The organism is Dyella sp. 01N448, from assembly GCF_056399225.1.
Genome location: NZ_JBFTQX010000004.1, coordinates 59,668 through 74,881 on the forward strand (window position 1 = coordinate 59,668; position 15,214 = coordinate 74,881).

Annotated in this window: 11 protein-coding genes; 7 read left to right on the forward strand and 4 right to left on the reverse strand. The window is 64.5% G+C overall.

Features of this window, described 5'->3' with window-relative positions:
* Positions 1 to 122: 122 nt before the first annotated feature.
* From AC1DKY_RS08735 to AC1DKY_RS08760, 6 genes are all read left to right on the forward strand, one after another.
* Positions 123 to 1,169, forward strand: coding sequence for a LacI family DNA-binding transcriptional regulator (locus tag AC1DKY_RS08735; protein ID WP_441602748.1), 1,047 nt, complete (start codon positions 123 to 125; stop codon positions 1,167 to 1,169).
* 32 nt (positions 1,170 to 1,201) lie between these two features.
* A complete protein-coding gene (locus AC1DKY_RS08740; protein ID WP_441602749.1) occupies positions 1,202 to 4,231 on the forward strand; it encodes a TonB-dependent receptor in 3,030 nt (1,009 codons plus the stop codon).
* Positions 4,232 to 4,311: 80 nt separating this feature from the next.
* The gene (locus AC1DKY_RS08745; RefSeq protein WP_441602750.1) at positions 4,312 to 5,769 is read left to right on the forward strand and encodes a glucoamylase family protein; all 1,458 of its coding nucleotides are present in this window, start codon (positions 4,312 to 4,314) and stop codon (positions 5,767 to 5,769) included.
* Positions 5,770 to 5,772: 3 nt separating this feature from the next.
* The gene (locus AC1DKY_RS08750; RefSeq protein WP_441602751.1) at positions 5,773 to 7,083 is read left to right on the forward strand and encodes a sugar ABC transporter substrate-binding protein; all 1,311 of its coding nucleotides are present in this window, start codon (positions 5,773 to 5,775) and stop codon (positions 7,081 to 7,083) included.
* Positions 7,080 to 7,958, forward strand: coding sequence for a carbohydrate ABC transporter permease (locus tag AC1DKY_RS08755; protein WP_441602752.1), 879 nt, complete (start codon positions 7,080 to 7,082; stop codon positions 7,956 to 7,958). Before AC1DKY_RS08750 ends, AC1DKY_RS08755 begins: the two co-directional genes overlap by 4 nt.
* Positions 7,955 to 8,776, forward strand: a complete 822-nt coding sequence (locus AC1DKY_RS08760; protein ID WP_441602753.1) for a carbohydrate ABC transporter permease — start codon at positions 7,955 to 7,957, stop codon at positions 8,774 to 8,776. Before AC1DKY_RS08755 ends, AC1DKY_RS08760 begins: the two co-directional genes overlap by 4 nt.
* An 8-nt stretch (positions 8,777 to 8,784) precedes the next feature.
* Here the strand turns inward: AC1DKY_RS08760 and AC1DKY_RS08765 are convergent, their stop codons facing one another.
* Entirely contained in the window at positions 8,785 to 9,876 is a 1,092-nt protein-coding gene (locus AC1DKY_RS08765) for an ABC transporter ATP-binding protein (RefSeq protein ID WP_441602754.1), read from the reverse strand.
* Positions 9,877 to 10,025: 149 nt separating this feature from the next.
* Between AC1DKY_RS08765 and AC1DKY_RS08770 the strand changes: the two genes are divergently transcribed.
* The gene (locus AC1DKY_RS08770) at positions 10,026 to 11,378 is read left to right on the forward strand and encodes a GH1 family beta-glucosidase (RefSeq protein WP_441602755.1); all 1,353 of its coding nucleotides are present in this window, start codon (positions 10,026 to 10,028) and stop codon (positions 11,376 to 11,378) included.
* Between the two features lie 188 nt (positions 11,379 to 11,566).
* Here the strand turns inward: AC1DKY_RS08770 and thrC are convergent, their stop codons facing one another.
* Genes thrC through AC1DKY_RS08785 form a run of 3 tightly spaced genes read right to left on the reverse strand, consistent with a single transcriptional unit; the run spans position 11,567 to position 14,966 of the window.
* On the reverse strand, positions 11,567 to 12,898 hold the full coding sequence (gene thrC, locus AC1DKY_RS08775) for a threonine synthase (protein ID WP_477179900.1): 1,332 nt from the start codon (positions 12,896 to 12,898) through the stop codon (positions 11,567 to 11,569).
* Positions 12,895 to 13,872, reverse strand: a complete 978-nt coding sequence (locus tag AC1DKY_RS08780) for a homoserine kinase (RefSeq protein WP_441602757.1) — start codon at positions 13,870 to 13,872, stop codon at positions 12,895 to 12,897. Before AC1DKY_RS08780 ends, thrC begins: the two co-directional genes overlap by 4 nt.
* Positions 13,872 to 14,966: a homoserine dehydrogenase family protein gene (locus AC1DKY_RS08785; protein WP_441602917.1), complete on the reverse strand. Its 1,095-nt coding sequence runs from the start codon at positions 14,964 to 14,966 to the stop codon at positions 13,872 to 13,874. The genes AC1DKY_RS08780 and AC1DKY_RS08785 overlap by 1 nt, the downstream gene beginning before the upstream one ends.
* Between the last annotated feature and the right edge of the window lie 248 nt (positions 14,967 to 15,214).

Genomic DNA, 15,214 nt, shown 5'->3' on the forward strand with positions numbered 1-15,214 from the left:
GAAAGTATTGCAGCGCAGCGAAAAAAGCCCGAAATGGTGGCTTTACAAGTTTCCATGAAAACGTTTACGTTCCGCCGCAGCGCCGCCGGGGAATCCCCTGCCGCCCTGTCCTAGGAGCCGATGTGACCACCAAGAAGGCCACCATCAAGGATGTGGCGCGGGAGGCGAAAGTCTCGATCGCGTCGGTGTCCCGTGTGCTCAATGGCCTGGGCGGGGTCACGACGGAAACGCAAAATGCCGTGCGCAAGGCGGCGGCTCATCTGCACTACGTTCCCGATTCTGCCGCGCGCAGCCTGATCACCGGCCGCACCCACACGATCGGGGCGGTGCTGCCCGACCTGTACGGTGAGTTCTTCTCCGAACTGATCCGCGGCATCGATCTGGCGGCACGCGCCAAGGGCCTGCATCTGCTCGTATCCAGCTCGCACGACGGCGTGGAAGACGCGGCGGTGGCGGTGCGCACCATGCGTGGCCGCGTGGACGGCATGATCATTCTTTCCGAATTCGTCGATGGCCCGTTCCTTGACCGGAACCTGCCCTCGGACCTGCCGGCCGTGCTGCTGGACAGCCCGGTCGACCATGCGCGTTATCCGTCGATCAACATCGACAACATCGCCGGCGCCCAGGCGATGGTGAAGCATCTGCTCGATGCCGGCCACGAATCGGTGGCCTTCATCACTGGCCCGGCCGGCAACTACGACGCGCAAGAGCGCGAGAAAGGCTATCGCGCGGCGATGGCCAGGCACGCGCCCAAGGCCACGCTCAACATCATTGCCGGCGACTTCACCGAGGAATCGGGTTATCGGGCCGGCCAGGAAATACTGGCGCAGGCGACGCGTCCGCGTGCCGTGTTCGCTGCCAACGATATGACGGCGGTGGGGTGCCTGATGGCATTCAAAGAGGCTGGCGTGAAAGTCCCCGAGGACATCGCGTTGGCCGGTTTCGACGACATCCTGATCGCACGGTACGTTTCGCCTTCGCTCAGCACCGTGGGCGTCAGCATTGCAGATTTGGGCAAGAGCGCACTGCTCCTGCTCACCGAGCTCATGGAAGGCAAGGGGCACACCGGCTCCAACAGCCGCACTTTGCGTTGCGACGTCGTCGTGCGCGATTCGTGCGGAGCTCATCAGACCAACGTAGCAACGAAACAGCCTCCGGCGCTCGTCTGAGCGGCGGCCTTTTGTGGGAGGGGAGACACCTTATGAATATTCAACGCCAAAAAAGTAAACGTTTACTAGCTACCGCCATTGCCCTCGCGATGGCTTCTTCCGCGCCGGCCATCTCGTGGGCGCAGAGCTCGGATGCGAACATTCGTGGCCAGGCTCCCGCCGATGTCGACGTGGTGGCCAAGAACACCGCCACGGGCGCTACCCGCCGCACGCATTCGGACAAGGACGGCAGCTTCGCGCTGGTCGGTCTGCCGCCGGGCACCTATCAGGTGGATGCCGGTCCGGGCACCGCGCGCACGGTGACGGTGACGGTGGCTTCCACCTTCACCCTGAACCTCACGGCGCAGCAGGCCGCTGCAGCGACTCCGGCCGAAGCCAATGCGCAGAACCTGGGTGGCGTGACGGTGTCGGCCACCACGCTGGAGGAAGTGAAGACCTCCGAAGTGGGCCAGCTGGTGTCCCTGCGCCAAATCGAAACCACGCCGGCTGCGTCGCGCAACTTCCTCGAATTCGCCGACACCGTGCCGGGCATGGTGTTCACGCGCGACGCCAACGGCAACACCAGCCTTCGTTCGGGCGCGCAGGCCAGCTCCAACATCAACGTCTATATCGACGGCGTGGGCCAGAAGAACTACGTGCTGCCCGGCGGCGTCACCGGCCAGAACAACAGCCAGGGCAATCCGTTCCCGCAGCTGGCGGTGGCCGAGTACAAGGTCATCACGTCCAACTACAAGGCCGAGTACGACCAGCTCTCCAGCGCTGCGGTGACGGCCGAAACCAAGTCGGGCACCAATGAGTTCCACGGCGACGTGTTCGGCAGCTTCACCAACACGGCCATGCGCGCAGAGACGCCTTCTGAGCAGGCGAACAACAAGAAAGTCGATTCCAAAGAGAAGGATTACGGCTTCGACATCGGCGGCCCCATCCTCAAGGATCAGGCGCATTTCTACCTTGCCTATGAAGGCAAGGAATTCAACAGCCCCATCACCGTGGTACCCACGGGCAACTCCGCCCTGTGGGCAAACCTGCCGGCGAGCGCGCAGGCCGGCATCGGCCCGGCCAACCTGCCGTTCAAGGAGAACAACTGGTTCGGCAAGGTGGACTGGGAGCCGACCGACCGCGACCGCATCGAAGTGAGCGGCAAGTACCGTGACGAAACCGCCATCAGCGGTATCGGCGGCAACAGCACGGCCAATGCCTCGCTCAATACGCGCAACACCGACAAGCGCTTCGACCTGCGTTGGGATCACAGCACCGACAGCTGGTTCAACCGCCTGCAGGCCACGTACGAAGACGCCCAGTACAACCCCACGCCCATCACCACGGGCTACGGCGCGTCGTACACCGACGCCAGCGACCAGAACTCCACGCTGCTCGTGGACGGCTCCTCGCCGCTGTCGTATCAGAACAAGGGCCAGAAGGGCCCGGCCATCTCCGACGATTTCACCCTCAACGACATCCAGTGGCATGGCGACCACGTGATCAAGATGGGCGTGAAGTTCAAGTCGGTGAAGCTGACCGCGCAGGACGCGGGCGACACCAACGCGCTGTACACCTATGCGGTGGGTCCAAACGGCACCGAGTCGATTCCGTACAAGGTGCAGTTCGGCAACCCGACGCCGGGCCAGAGCCCGGTGGCGACCAGCCGTGACCAGCAGTTCGGCACGTACATCCAGGATGACTGGCAGGTCGACGACCACTGGACGTTCAACCTGGGCGTGCGCTGGGATTATGAGAAGACGCCTTCGTACCTCGACTACCAGACGCCGGCTGGCGTGGTGTCCGCGCTCAATTCGCAGGATCCGAACGGACCGGCGGGCCAGACCTATGCGCAGTCGCTCGCCCTGGGCGGCGTGAACATCAACGACTACATCAGCAACGGCAACAACCGCAAGGCGAAGAAGAACGAAATCCAGCCGCGCCTGGGCTTCTCCAACGATCTGTTCGGCGACGAAGAGCATGTGATCTTCGGCGGCTGGGGCCGCTCGTACGATCGCAACCTGTACGAATCGCTGCAGGTCGAAGAGACCAAGTCGGTGCTGTCGCAGCCCACGCTGTTCTTCAACACGCCATCGCAGCCGTGCACGCCCAGCGCCACCTGCCTGGCATGGAACCCGGCCTACCTGAGCATTCCTGCCCTGCAAGCGCTCGTTGCCAACAGCAACGCGGGCAAGGAAGTTGACATGATCAACAACAACCTCAAGGCGCCGTATTCCGATCAGCTGAGCATCGGCATGCGCAACAAGATCGGCGAGTGGAACACCAGCGTCGCCTTCGTGAACATCAAGAGCCACGACGGCATCGTCTATACGCTGGGCAACCGTCGTCCGGACGGCACCTTCTGGGGTGGCGGCAGCCAGCCGTGGAGCTTCGGCATCCCGGGTTACGGCACGCTGATCATCGGCAACAACGGCCTGCAGACCAAGACCAACCAGTTCCTGATCTCTGCCGAAAAGCCCTATACGGTGGATTCGCACTGGAGCGCTTCGTTCGCGTACACCTACACGAACGCCGTGCAGAACAACGACAACAACGACCCGACCGACCAGTACGCGTTTGACTACGAGAAGATCGGCAACTATCCGTACTCGGCGGCTCCGGGCGTCGCCAAGCATCGCCTGGTGGCGACCGGCTCGCTCGACGGCCCGTGGGGCTTCGTGTTCGGCAGCAAGCTGACGCTGGCCACCCCGGTACCCGATCTGGGCCTGTCCTGCTATGGCGCACCCGCGCCAGGCTACGACAGCGGCTTCACCAACGGCGGCGGCTGCCTGAACTTTGCGGTCCGTCCGCCGGGCGAAGGCAAGTTCCTGATCGGTGGCAAGGTGTTCGGTTACCGCGACATCGACTTCCAGGCGACCAAGAACTTCAAGGTCTACGGAAACCTCAACGCCTATGTGCGCATCGACCTGCTCAATGCGTTCAACTGGAACAACTACGTCAACTACATCGAGACCATCGGCAACAATGGTGTGCTCAACAAGCGTCAGGTGATCTACAACCCCACGGGCGATATCACGGGTTACCCGCGTACGCTCAAGGTCACTGCAGGTATCAACTTCTAAGTGGCACCCCCCATGGCCGTCATGATGACGGCACTTCGAGGCCCGCATATTGCGGGCCTCTCTTTAAAGAGCAGCCGATCATGATCAAGCCTCTCCTTCGCGCCGTCCTGGTCGGCGCTCTCACGCTCGCCATCGGCACTGCCTGGGCGGCCCCTGCGTCGGATGCCGCCGCCGGGCTCAAGTACAACGCGCTTCCCAAAGACCAGCGCGCCGCCATCGATGAACTGGAACAGCGCACGTTCCAGTGGTTCTGGGACAGCGCCGATCCGAAGACGGGATTGATTCCCGATCATTGGCCGGGCGAGTCGTTCGCCAGCATCGCCTCGGTGGGTTTCGGCCTGACCGCCTATGGCGTGGGTGCGGAGCGCGGCTATGTAACGCGCGAGCAAGCGGCGGATCGCACGCTGGCCACGCTGCGCTTCTTCAACGACGCGACGCAGAACGACAGCGAAGACGACGCCAGCGGCTATCACGGCTTCTTCTACCACTTCCTCGACATGAAGACCGGCAAGCGCTATGGGCGCGGCGTCGAGCTGTCGAGCGTGGACACCACGCTGCTGCTCGGCGGCGTGCTGTTCGCGCAAACGTATTTCGATCGCCATTCCGCCAAGGAAAAGCAGATCCGCGAGCTGGCGGACGCCATCTACAAGCGCGTCGAGTGGACCTGGATGCAGCCCAAGGCGCCGTTGATCAGCATGGGCTGGACGCCGGGCGGCAAGTTCATCCCGGCCAACTGGAAGGGTTACGACGAAGGCATGATGGTGTACGTGCTGGCGATGGGATCGCCCACGCATCCGGTAAGCGATGACGCGTGGCAGGCCTGGGCCAAGAGCTATCCCAAGCAGTGGGGGGAATTCCAGGGGCGCACCTTCCTCAACTTCGCGCCGCTGTTCGGCCATCAGTTCAGCCACAGCTGGATCGACTTCCGTGGCATCCAGGATGCCTGGAGCCGGGATCACAACACCGACTACTTCCAGAACAGCCGCGAGGCGACCTACGCGCAGCGCTCCTATGCGATCGCCAATCCCAATCATTGGGAAGACTACGGCGAGAACATCTGGGGCCTCACCGCGTGCAACGGCCCGGGCGACGCGGTGGTGAAACGCGACGACGGCAGCACGCGCGCGTTCTACGGCTATACGGCACGTGGCGCCGGGCTCGACTACATTTCCGATGACGGCACCATCGCGCCCACCGCCGCCATCGGCTCCATCGCGTTTGCCCCGGAAATCGTGGTGCCGGCGCTATTGGAGATGAAGAAGCGCTACGGTGACGCGGTGTATGGCAAGTACGGTTTCGTGGATGCCTTCAACCCCAGTTACGATACGGGCGCCAGGCCGAGTGAAGGCCGCGTCGTGCCCAACATGGGTTGGGCGGACGACAAGCAGATCGGCATCGACCAGGGTCCCATCGTGTTGATGATTGAAAACTGGCGCAGCGGTTTTGTATGGAACGTGATGCGCAAGAATCCGTATGTCCGCAAGGGTCTGGAGCGCGCCGGCTTCACCGGCGGCTGGCTGGAGTCCAAGCAGCGATGAGCGATGCCTGAGCTGTCTCGCCGCATCAACGCAACGACGGGCCGGGTGGCATGCCGCCTGCTGTCCGTCGCTGCGCTGCTGCTGGCGGGCTGCTCGTCCTCGCAGGACGCGCACACGCTCACCTTCTGGACCATCGGCCGCGAAGGCGAGGCGGTGGTGAAGTTGCTGCCGGAGTTCGAGCGTGAGCATCCTGGCATTCACGTGAAGGTGCAGCAGCTGCCGCTCAGCGCGGCACATCAGAAGCTGCTCACCGCGTTTGCCGGCGGATCCACGCCGGACCTCAGCCAGCTCGGCAATACCTGGCTGCCGGAGTTCGTCGCGTTGCAGGCGCTGGCGCCATTGCAGCAACGCGTGGCGACATCGACGGTGGTAAAGCCCGACGATTACTTCGACCACATCTGGTCGACCAACCTGATCGACGGCGCGCTCTACGGCGTGCCTTGGTATGTCGACACGCGCCTGTTGTTCTACCGCCGCGATCTGTTGAAGGCCGCCGGCTTCGATGCACCGCCGCGCAACTGGGCCGAGTGGCGACAAATGCTCGCCGCGCTCAGCCAGCCGGGCAAGGGGACCTACGGCATTCTTCTGCCCACCAACGAATACGAGCAGCTGATGTCGCTGGCGCTGGAGCAGCCCGAATCGATGCTGCGTGACGGTGGACGCTACGGCAATTTCCGCAGCGACGGCTTCAAGCGTGCGCTGGCGTTTTATGTGGACACGTTCCGCTTGCAGCAGGCGCCGGCGATCACCGCGGTGGAAGCGGGCAACCCCTGGGAAGAATTCGGGCGCGGCGTCTACGCGTTCTATTTCTCCGGTCCATGGAACATCGGCGAGTTCCGCCAGCGTCTTCCCGCCGACCGCGAGAACGAATGGGCTACCGCTCCCTTGCCCGGGCCCGACGGTGCCGGCACAGGTGCGGCAGGCGGTTCCAGCCTGGTGATCTTCCGCCGATCGGCGCACAAGGATGAGGCGTGGGCGTTGATCGAATACCTGTCGCGCCCCGACGTGCAGCAGCGCTTCTACGATCTGCTCGGCGACATGCCGGCCCGGCGCAGCGCCTGGGACGGCGGCAGTCTGCGTACCGATCCCAAGGTGCAGGCGTTCCGCGAGCAGCTCGAACACGTGAAGGCGACCCCGCCCGTGCCGGAATGGGAGCAGATCGCCAACGAGATGCAGCTGGTGGCCGCGCAGGCGGTGGCGGGCGAGTTGACCATCGATCAGGCCGCTGCCGAAATCGACCGCCGCGCCGATCGCATCCTCGAAAAACGGCGCTGGATACTCGACCACGCCCGCGTTTCCGAGGCCTCGCCATGAATGGGCAGCGCGCCGCCTCGTGGTTTCTCGCGCCGGCACTGCTGGTGCTCGGCGTGTTCTTCCTGCTGCCCGTAGTGGCGGCGCTGGGACTGAGTCTCACCGACTACGATCTCTACGCCCTGGCGGATATCCGCCACCTGCGCTTCGTCGCGCTCAACAATTACTGGGATCTGCTGCACCAGCCGAAGTTCTGGTCGGCACTGGGGCATACGCTGTATTTCGTGGTCGTCGGCGTGCCCTTGTCGATCATGGTCTCGCTCGGCGCCGCGCTCCTGCTCAACTCGCCGCTGGTGCGCTTCAAGACCTTGTTCCGCACCGCGCTGTTCGCGCCGGTCGTCACCACGGTCGTCGCGGTGGCGGTGGTGTGGCGCTACATCTTCAACACCAAGTACGGCTTGTTGAACTACGCGCTGGGTCTGGCCGGGATACACCCGGTGGACTGGCTGGGCGATCCGCACTGGGCGATGCCGTCGATCATCGTGTTCGCCGTGTGGAAAAACTTCGGCTACAACATGATCATTTTCCTCGCCGGTCTGCAGGCGATCCCGCGAGACCTCTACGAGGCGGCGCGCATCGACGGCGCTTCGATGGTGCAGCAGTTCCGGCATATCACCTTGCCCATGCTCGCGCCCACCCTGCTGATGGTGGGCATCCTCACCGTGTCGGGCTATTTCCAGCTGTTCGCCGAGCCTTATGTAATGACCGAAGGCGGCCCGCTGCAAAGCACCACCAGCGTGCTGTACCTGATGTACAACGAAGGCTTCAAATGGTGGAACTTCGGCACCGCTTCGGCCGTGGCCTTCCTGCTGTTCGTGATCATGTTCGTCGTCACCGCGCTGATGTTGCGCGTGGGCCGGCGCGGAGAGCCGGCATGAATCCGCGCTTCGCCCGAGCCGTCATCTACGGCTTGCTGATCGGCGGCACGCTGGTGGCGGTGTTTCCGCTGCTGTGGATGTTCTCGGTGTCGTTCATGCGCCCGGGCGAGGCCAGCAACCTGCCGCCGCCGCTGTGGCCCGCGCATGCCAGCTGGCACAACTACGAAGTGCTGTTCCTGCGCGCAGGCGTGGGGCGCTACCTGTTCAACAGCCTGGCGATATCGACGGCGATCACCGCCTTGTCACTCGCCTTCAACGTGATGGCCGGTTATGCCTTTGCCAAACTGCGTTTCGCCGGACGCGAACGCCTGTTCCAGGTGCTGCTGGGCATGCTGGTGATTCCGGCCCAGGTGGCGATGCTGCCCTTGTTCCTGATGCTGAAATACATGGGTATGGTGAACAGCTACGGCGCGGTAATCGTGCCGGCGATGGCCACCGCCTTCGGCATTTTCCTGGTGCGCCAGTACGCACGAGGCATTCCCGATGAGCTATTGGAAGCAGCGCGCATCGACGGGGCGGGCGAGTGGCGCATCTTCGGCCAGATCGTGCTGCCGCTGCTCAAGCCGATCATGGTGACGCTGGCCATCTTCACCTTTCTCACCGCATGGAACGATTTCATGTGGCCGCTGATCGCGCTGACCGGACAGGAGCATTACACGCTGCCGTTGGGATTGGCCTCGCTCTCGCGCGAGCACGCGCAAGACAGCGAGCTGATGATGGCCGGGTCGGTGGTGACCGTGATACCGGTGCTTGCCTTGTTCCTTGCGATGCAGCGCTACTACATCGAAGGACTGTTACTGGGCAGCGTGAAGGGGTGATGGTCCACTCAGGCGATACGTGCGCCGGCGAGGGGGTCGAACACATGCAGACGATCAAGCGCCAGCTCGAAATGCATCACGCTGCCGACTTCGGGCAGCGCGCCGGGCGGTACGCGCGAAACCAGCGACTGCTCGCCGCGACGCAGGTTGAGGAAGATCTCGTTGCCGACCGGCTCGGTCACTTCCAGCACGGCGCTCAGCGTTGCGCTCGCTTCACCCGCAGGACGCAGATCTTCGGGACGCACGCCGATCACCACTTCGCGATCGATCCACGGCAGCAGCTCGGGCGTCTGCGCGTCGAGCGCGCCCAATCGCACGCTGCCTTGCGGCGTGTCGAGCTGCCAGCCGTTGCCGTGGCGCAGCGGACCGCGCAGCAGATTCATCGCTGGCGAACCAAGAAAACCGGCCACGAACAGGTTCGCGGGCTTTTCATACAGCCCCATCGGTGTGTCGATCTGCTGGATCTGCCCGCCGTTGAGCACCACGATGCGCTGGCCCAGCGTCATCGCTTCAACCTGGTCGTGGGTGACATAAATCATGGTGGCGCCGAGCTGGCGATGCAGGCGCGCGATTTCCACGCGCATCGACAGGCGCAGCTTGGCGTCCAGGTTGGACAGCGGCTCGTCCAGCAGAAACACCTTCGGTTCGCGCACCAGGGCGCGGCCCAGCGCCACGCGCTGGCGTTGGCCGCCGGACAACGCCGCCGGCAGCGACGTCAGGCGATGCTCGATTTCCAGCTGTTTGGCAGCCTGCGTGACGCGCTGGTCGATCTCCGCCTTGGTCTTGCCGCGCAGGCGCAGGCCAAAGGCGAGGTTCTCCGCCACCGTCATGTGCGGATACAGCGCGTAGTTCTGAAACACCATGGCGATGTCGCGATCTTTCGGCGAGACCTCGTTCACCACGCGCCCGCCAATGCTCAGCGTGCCGGAGGAAATCGACTCCAGGCCCGCGATCATGCGCAGCAGCGTGGTCTTGCCGCAGCCCGACGGGCCCACCAGGACAAGCAGTTCGCCATCGGCGATATCGAAGCTTGCTTCGGCCACACCGATATGGCCGTTGGAGTAGACCTTGCTGATGCGATCCAGATTCACCGTTGCCATCGACGCCTGACGCTCCTTCTTTCCGGCGGCTGCATGGCTCACCGTATACGAATGTGGATGCAACCGGTGCACATCTCGGCCGCGCTCCGCTATTCTCAGTATGTAATCGTTTACATCAAGCCGCACTGCGGCATAGGGGATTCTTTCCAATGACCCAGAGCTATCGCTTTCCCCCAGGCTTCCATTGGGGCGCCGCGACCTCGGCCTATCAGATCGAAGGCTCACCCCTGGCCGACGGCGCGGGTCCGAGCATCTGGGAACGTTTCGCGCATACGCCCGGCATGATGGCCAATGGCGACACCGGCGACATCGCCTGCGATCACTACCACCGCTACAAGGATGACGTGCAGCTGATGCGCGCGCTCGGCCTGCAAGGTTACCGGTTCAGCATTGCGTGGGCGCGCGTCTTGCCCGAAGGCACCGGTCGCATCAATCAGAAGGGTTTGGACTTCTATTCGCGCCTGGTCGATGAGTTGCTGGAAAACGGCATCGAGCCCAACGCCACGTTGTTCCACTGGGATTTGCCCGCGGCGCTGGACGACCGTGGCGGCTGGCTCAATCGTGATATCGCCCACTGGTTCGCCGAGTACGCCAGCGTGATGTACAAGGCGCTGGACGGCCGCGTGAAGCGCTGGACCACGCTCAACGAGCCCTGGGTCGTCACCGATGGCGGTTACCTGCATGGCGCGCTGGCGCCGGGACATCGCAGCAAGTACGAGGCGCCGATTGCCGCGCACAATCTCATGCGCGCCAGCGGTGCGGGCATCCAGGCATATCGTGCGGAAGGCAAGCACGAGATCGGCGTGGTGTTCAATATCGAGCCGAAATATCCCGCCTCCAACAGCCCGGAAGACATCGCCGCCACACGCCGCGCGCATGCCTATATGAACGAGCAGTTCGCCGATCCCGCGCTGCTGGGCAGCTATCCGCCGGAGCTCAAGGAAATCTTTGGGCCTGCCTGGCCGGATTTCCCGGAAGACGACTTCAAGCTCACCAAGCAGAAGGTCGATTTTGTCGGCCTCAACTACTACACGCGTGCGGTGGTGAAGAACGATCCGAACGCCTATCCGTTGAAAGCCGTGCCGGTGAAACAGCCCAACACGACGTATACGGAGACAGGGTGGGAAGTGCATGCACAGGGCTTCACGGACATGTTCACGTGGTTCAAGGATCGCTACGGCGATATCCCCATCTACGTCACCGAGAACGGTTCGGCTTTCTATGACGCGCCCGTGGCCGAGGGCGATATCGTGCAAGACCCGCTGCGCAGCAGCTACCTGCGCGAGCACCTCAAGGCGATGCACCATGCCATCGAGCAAGGCGTGAACGTCAAGGGCTATTACGCGTGGTCGTTGCTGGACAACCTCGAATGGTCGCTGGGTTTTGCCAAGCGCTTCGGTCTCTACCATGTGGATTTCGCCACGCAGAAACGCACGCCGAAGGCGACGGCGAAGCTTTATGCGAGCGTGATTGAAACCCATGGCGCGGTGCTGGATACCTGACAACAGGCTGCTTACTGTGGGAGCGCACCCTGTGCGCGACAGCCTGATGACGGAGCGGCGACGACAGGCCGCGTGCGCAGATCTCGTGTAGGAGCGCACTTGTGCGCGACCACCTCACGGAGCGGTGACGACATCGCGCCGCGGTCGCGCACAGGGTGCGCTCCCACAGGGATAGGCATGGCCCTTATTTAGCCGGCCGCCGCCCGAGCGCTTTCCACCCGCCCATCCAGCCACGACTTCAACGCATCGTCGCTGGCCGCCATCGGCTCCGCATACGCCGGACGCTGCAACATCGCCGCCAAAGCCGGCGGCACGTCCAGCTGACGGCCGATCAACGGCTCGACCACGCTGTCGAACTTGGCCGGATGCGCCGTGGCGACGACCGCCCAAGGCAGCCCCGTCGAACCCATGCCATCGAGCACATGCATCGCTGTGGCCGTATGCGGACAGAACACCTCGTCATGGTCGCATGCGTGCCGCACGATGGTTTCGCGGATCGCGTCGTCGTCGACGCTGCTCGCATGCAGCTGCAGGCGCAGCTCATGGTCGTGCGGATAGGTCCAGCGCAGCCGCTCGAAATTGCTGGGTGCGCCTACATCCATCGCATTGGCCAGAGTGGCGACGGCCGGACGTGGCGAGTAGGGCGAGCCGTCGAAGTAATCGCTGAGCGTGGCGTTGGCATTGCAGGCGAGGTGGATTTCTCCGACCGGCAATCCCATGTCGCGCACCCACACGCAGGCCAGCGCGTTGCCGAGGTTGCCGGTGGGTACGATGAAGTTGAGCGGTGCGCGGTGCCGATGCCACCAGCTCAGCGAGGCCTGCGCGTAGTAGCTCATCTGTGGCAGCAGGCGGCCGAGGCTGATGCTGTTGGCCGAGGACATCGGCACACGCTGCTGCAGCGAGCCGTCGTTGAGCGCGGCCTTCACCATGCGTTGGCAATCGTCGAACGTGCCGTCCACGCGCAGTGCCTGCACGTTGTCGCCGAAGCAGCCGAGCTGGTGCGCCTGGCGTGGCGACACGCGGCCATCCGGATAGAGGATCACCACACGCACACCGGGTTGACGATGGAACGCGGCGGCCACCGCAGCGCCGGTGTCGCCGGAAGTTGCCACAAGAATCGTCAGCGGCGACTGCGCATCACCTCGCAGACGTCGGAAACAGGCGGCCAGAAAGCGCGCGCCCACGTCCTTGAATGCGGCGCTCGGTCCATGGAAAAGTTCCAGCACCGAGGCATCGTCGCGATACGCCAGCGGTCGCAGCGGCGTATCGAAGTCGAGCGCTTCACGGCAGATCGCCGGAAGTTCATGGGCAAGTGAGGAGCCGCGAAAAAACGGATCCAGCAGCGTGGCAGCGGTCTGCGCCAGCGTCTGGCTCGCATCGAATTCGCTCGCATCCCGTTGCGGCAAGGCCTCGGGTACATACAGCCCGCCATCGGGGGCCAGGCCCGCGGCGATGACTTCCTCGATGCGCGCCGCGTGTTTCGCGCTGCGCGTACTGCGGTAATGCAACGGCTCGCTCATGCGGCCTCGTCCTCGTCGACCAGCGTGGCGGCCGGTCCGTTGATGGGTGACACCAGCACGTCGCTGGCGAGGCCTTCGTCGGCAAACGCCGCCGACATGGCCACCGCAGCGCGCTCGGCGTCCTCGCGTCGCTCATACCAGCCAAATACGCTGGGACCGGCGCCGGAAATACTTGCGCCGAGCGCGTGGTGATCCAGGGCAGCCTGTTTCACGCGCGCGAAGCCTGGGACCAGCGGCGCGCGCCTTGGTTCCACCAACACGTCCTTGAGGCCTTCGCGCACCAGCTCCGCGTCGCCACGATGAAGGCCGGTAAGCACCAGGGCGAGGTTGGCCTGTTGCGCCACCACGTCGTGCAGCGAGAAGCCATCGGCGAGCACGGCGCGCGCCTTGCGGGTTTCCAGCACGGCGTGCGGATGGACCAGCGCGCAGTACCAGTTTTCGGGCACCGGCAAACGCAGCAATCGATCGCGCGTGGCCAGCACCAGGCCGCCGAGGAGCATCGGCCCCAGGTTGTCGCCGTGGCGGCTGCCGCTGGCCACGGCCTCGCCGTCGAGCGCGAAGCCATAGAGCGCTTCGCGCGGCAGCGGGCGTTCGAGCAAGGCGTTGGCGGCCACCAGCGCGGCCACGCACGAGGCAGCCGAGCCACCCATGCCCGAACCCAGCGCGATGCCTTTGTGCAACTCCACTTCAAAACCATGGCGCAGGCCAAGCGCGCGGCGCAGCGACAGCAGCGCCGCACCCGCCGTATTGCTGCTCGCCTCCAGCGGCAGATCGGTCACGCGCCCGTGGATGGCGGCGATGCGCACGGTGGGCTCGTCGATGCGACGCACGATGGCGCGGTCGCCGGCGCCGGCCACGCTATGGCCAAGAATGTCGAAGCCGACCGCGACGTTGCCGACGCTGGCATAGGCCATGGCTTGTGCGCTCAACGCGCGCTGGGGAATGGGCATGGGATCGATCAGTTGTGCATTCATCACCGCGCCTCCAGCGTTTCGGCAATACGCAGGAGATCGGCGAATACGCCTGCCGCCGTCACTTCCGGCCCGGCGCCAGGACCCTGCACCAGCATCGGGTTGTCGCGATAGCGGTGCGTGGTGAACTGTACGATGTTGTCGGTGAGCCGCGTATGGGCGAACGGATGCGAGGCCGGCAACAGCGCCAGCCGCACGCTGGCATGGCCTTTGGCGTCGAGGCTGGCGACATGGCGCAGCACGCAGCCCTGGGCCTGGGCATGCGCCACCTGCTGCGCCATCGGCGCGTCGAGCAGATGCAGCTGGTCCATCACTTCATCGGCCGCCACCTCGGCCAGCTCGCGCGGCACCAGGCTCTGCACGTCCACATCTTCCAGCGAGAGCGACCAACCCGCCTCGCGCGCAAGAATCACCAGTTTGCGCGCCACGTCCAGCCCGGAAAGATCATCGCGCGGATCGGGCTCGGTATAGCCCAGGGCGTGGGCTTCGCGCACGAGCTCCGAAAACGGGCGGCTGCCGTCGTAGCGATGGCAAAGCCATGCGAGCGTGCCGGAGAACATGCCTTCCACCGCGAGCAATTCGTCGCCGGTGTCGAGCAGGTCGCGCAGCGTCTGCACCACCGGCAGGCCGGCGCACACGGTCGCTTCGTAACGGAAGCGGGCACCGCTGAAGGAAGCGGCGCGGATCGCCTGCAGTCGCGCCAGCGGGCCGCTGCTGGCCAGCTTGTTCGGCGTCACCACGTGCAAGCCGGCAGCGAGCCACTCGGCATAGTGCGATGCCACCGCTTCGCTGGCGCTGCAATCGATTACCAGCGCATGGCGGCCATCGTCGCCACGCAGATGCGCGGCGAATTCGTCGAGGTTGCTCGGACGCCAGGTTTGCGCGCTGCCGTGACGACCGTTGAGCTCAGGATCGTCCGCATCCAGCCACATGCGGCGGCTGGCAGCCACGGCGCATAAGCGCAGCTCCAATCCGGCACGCGCAAGCCGCGGCTGGGCGGTTCGCAGCTGCTCGAGCAAGGCGCTGCCGACGCGGCCGGGACCGACCAGGCCCACGGCGAGGACGCGCTGGCGCGCGGTGGTCGTCGGCAGCGCCATGGCATGTGGCGGTAACGACGGTTGTTCGAGCGAAGGTGCTGCGACAGCGTTCACGATGGCCTCTCCTTGTGGATGGCCCGTGCTCGCAGAGGGAGTCGGAGTGTGCGCCGGCCCGCCTCATCGAGGGCGGGGCCGTTTGCGTCAGAAACTTATTCGCGCACGCAGCTCCACCCCGACCTGGTGGTAATAGTGGTCGTGGTGGTGGTGGTGGCGTGGGTCATGGCGCCGGCGGACAGCGACGCGCACCC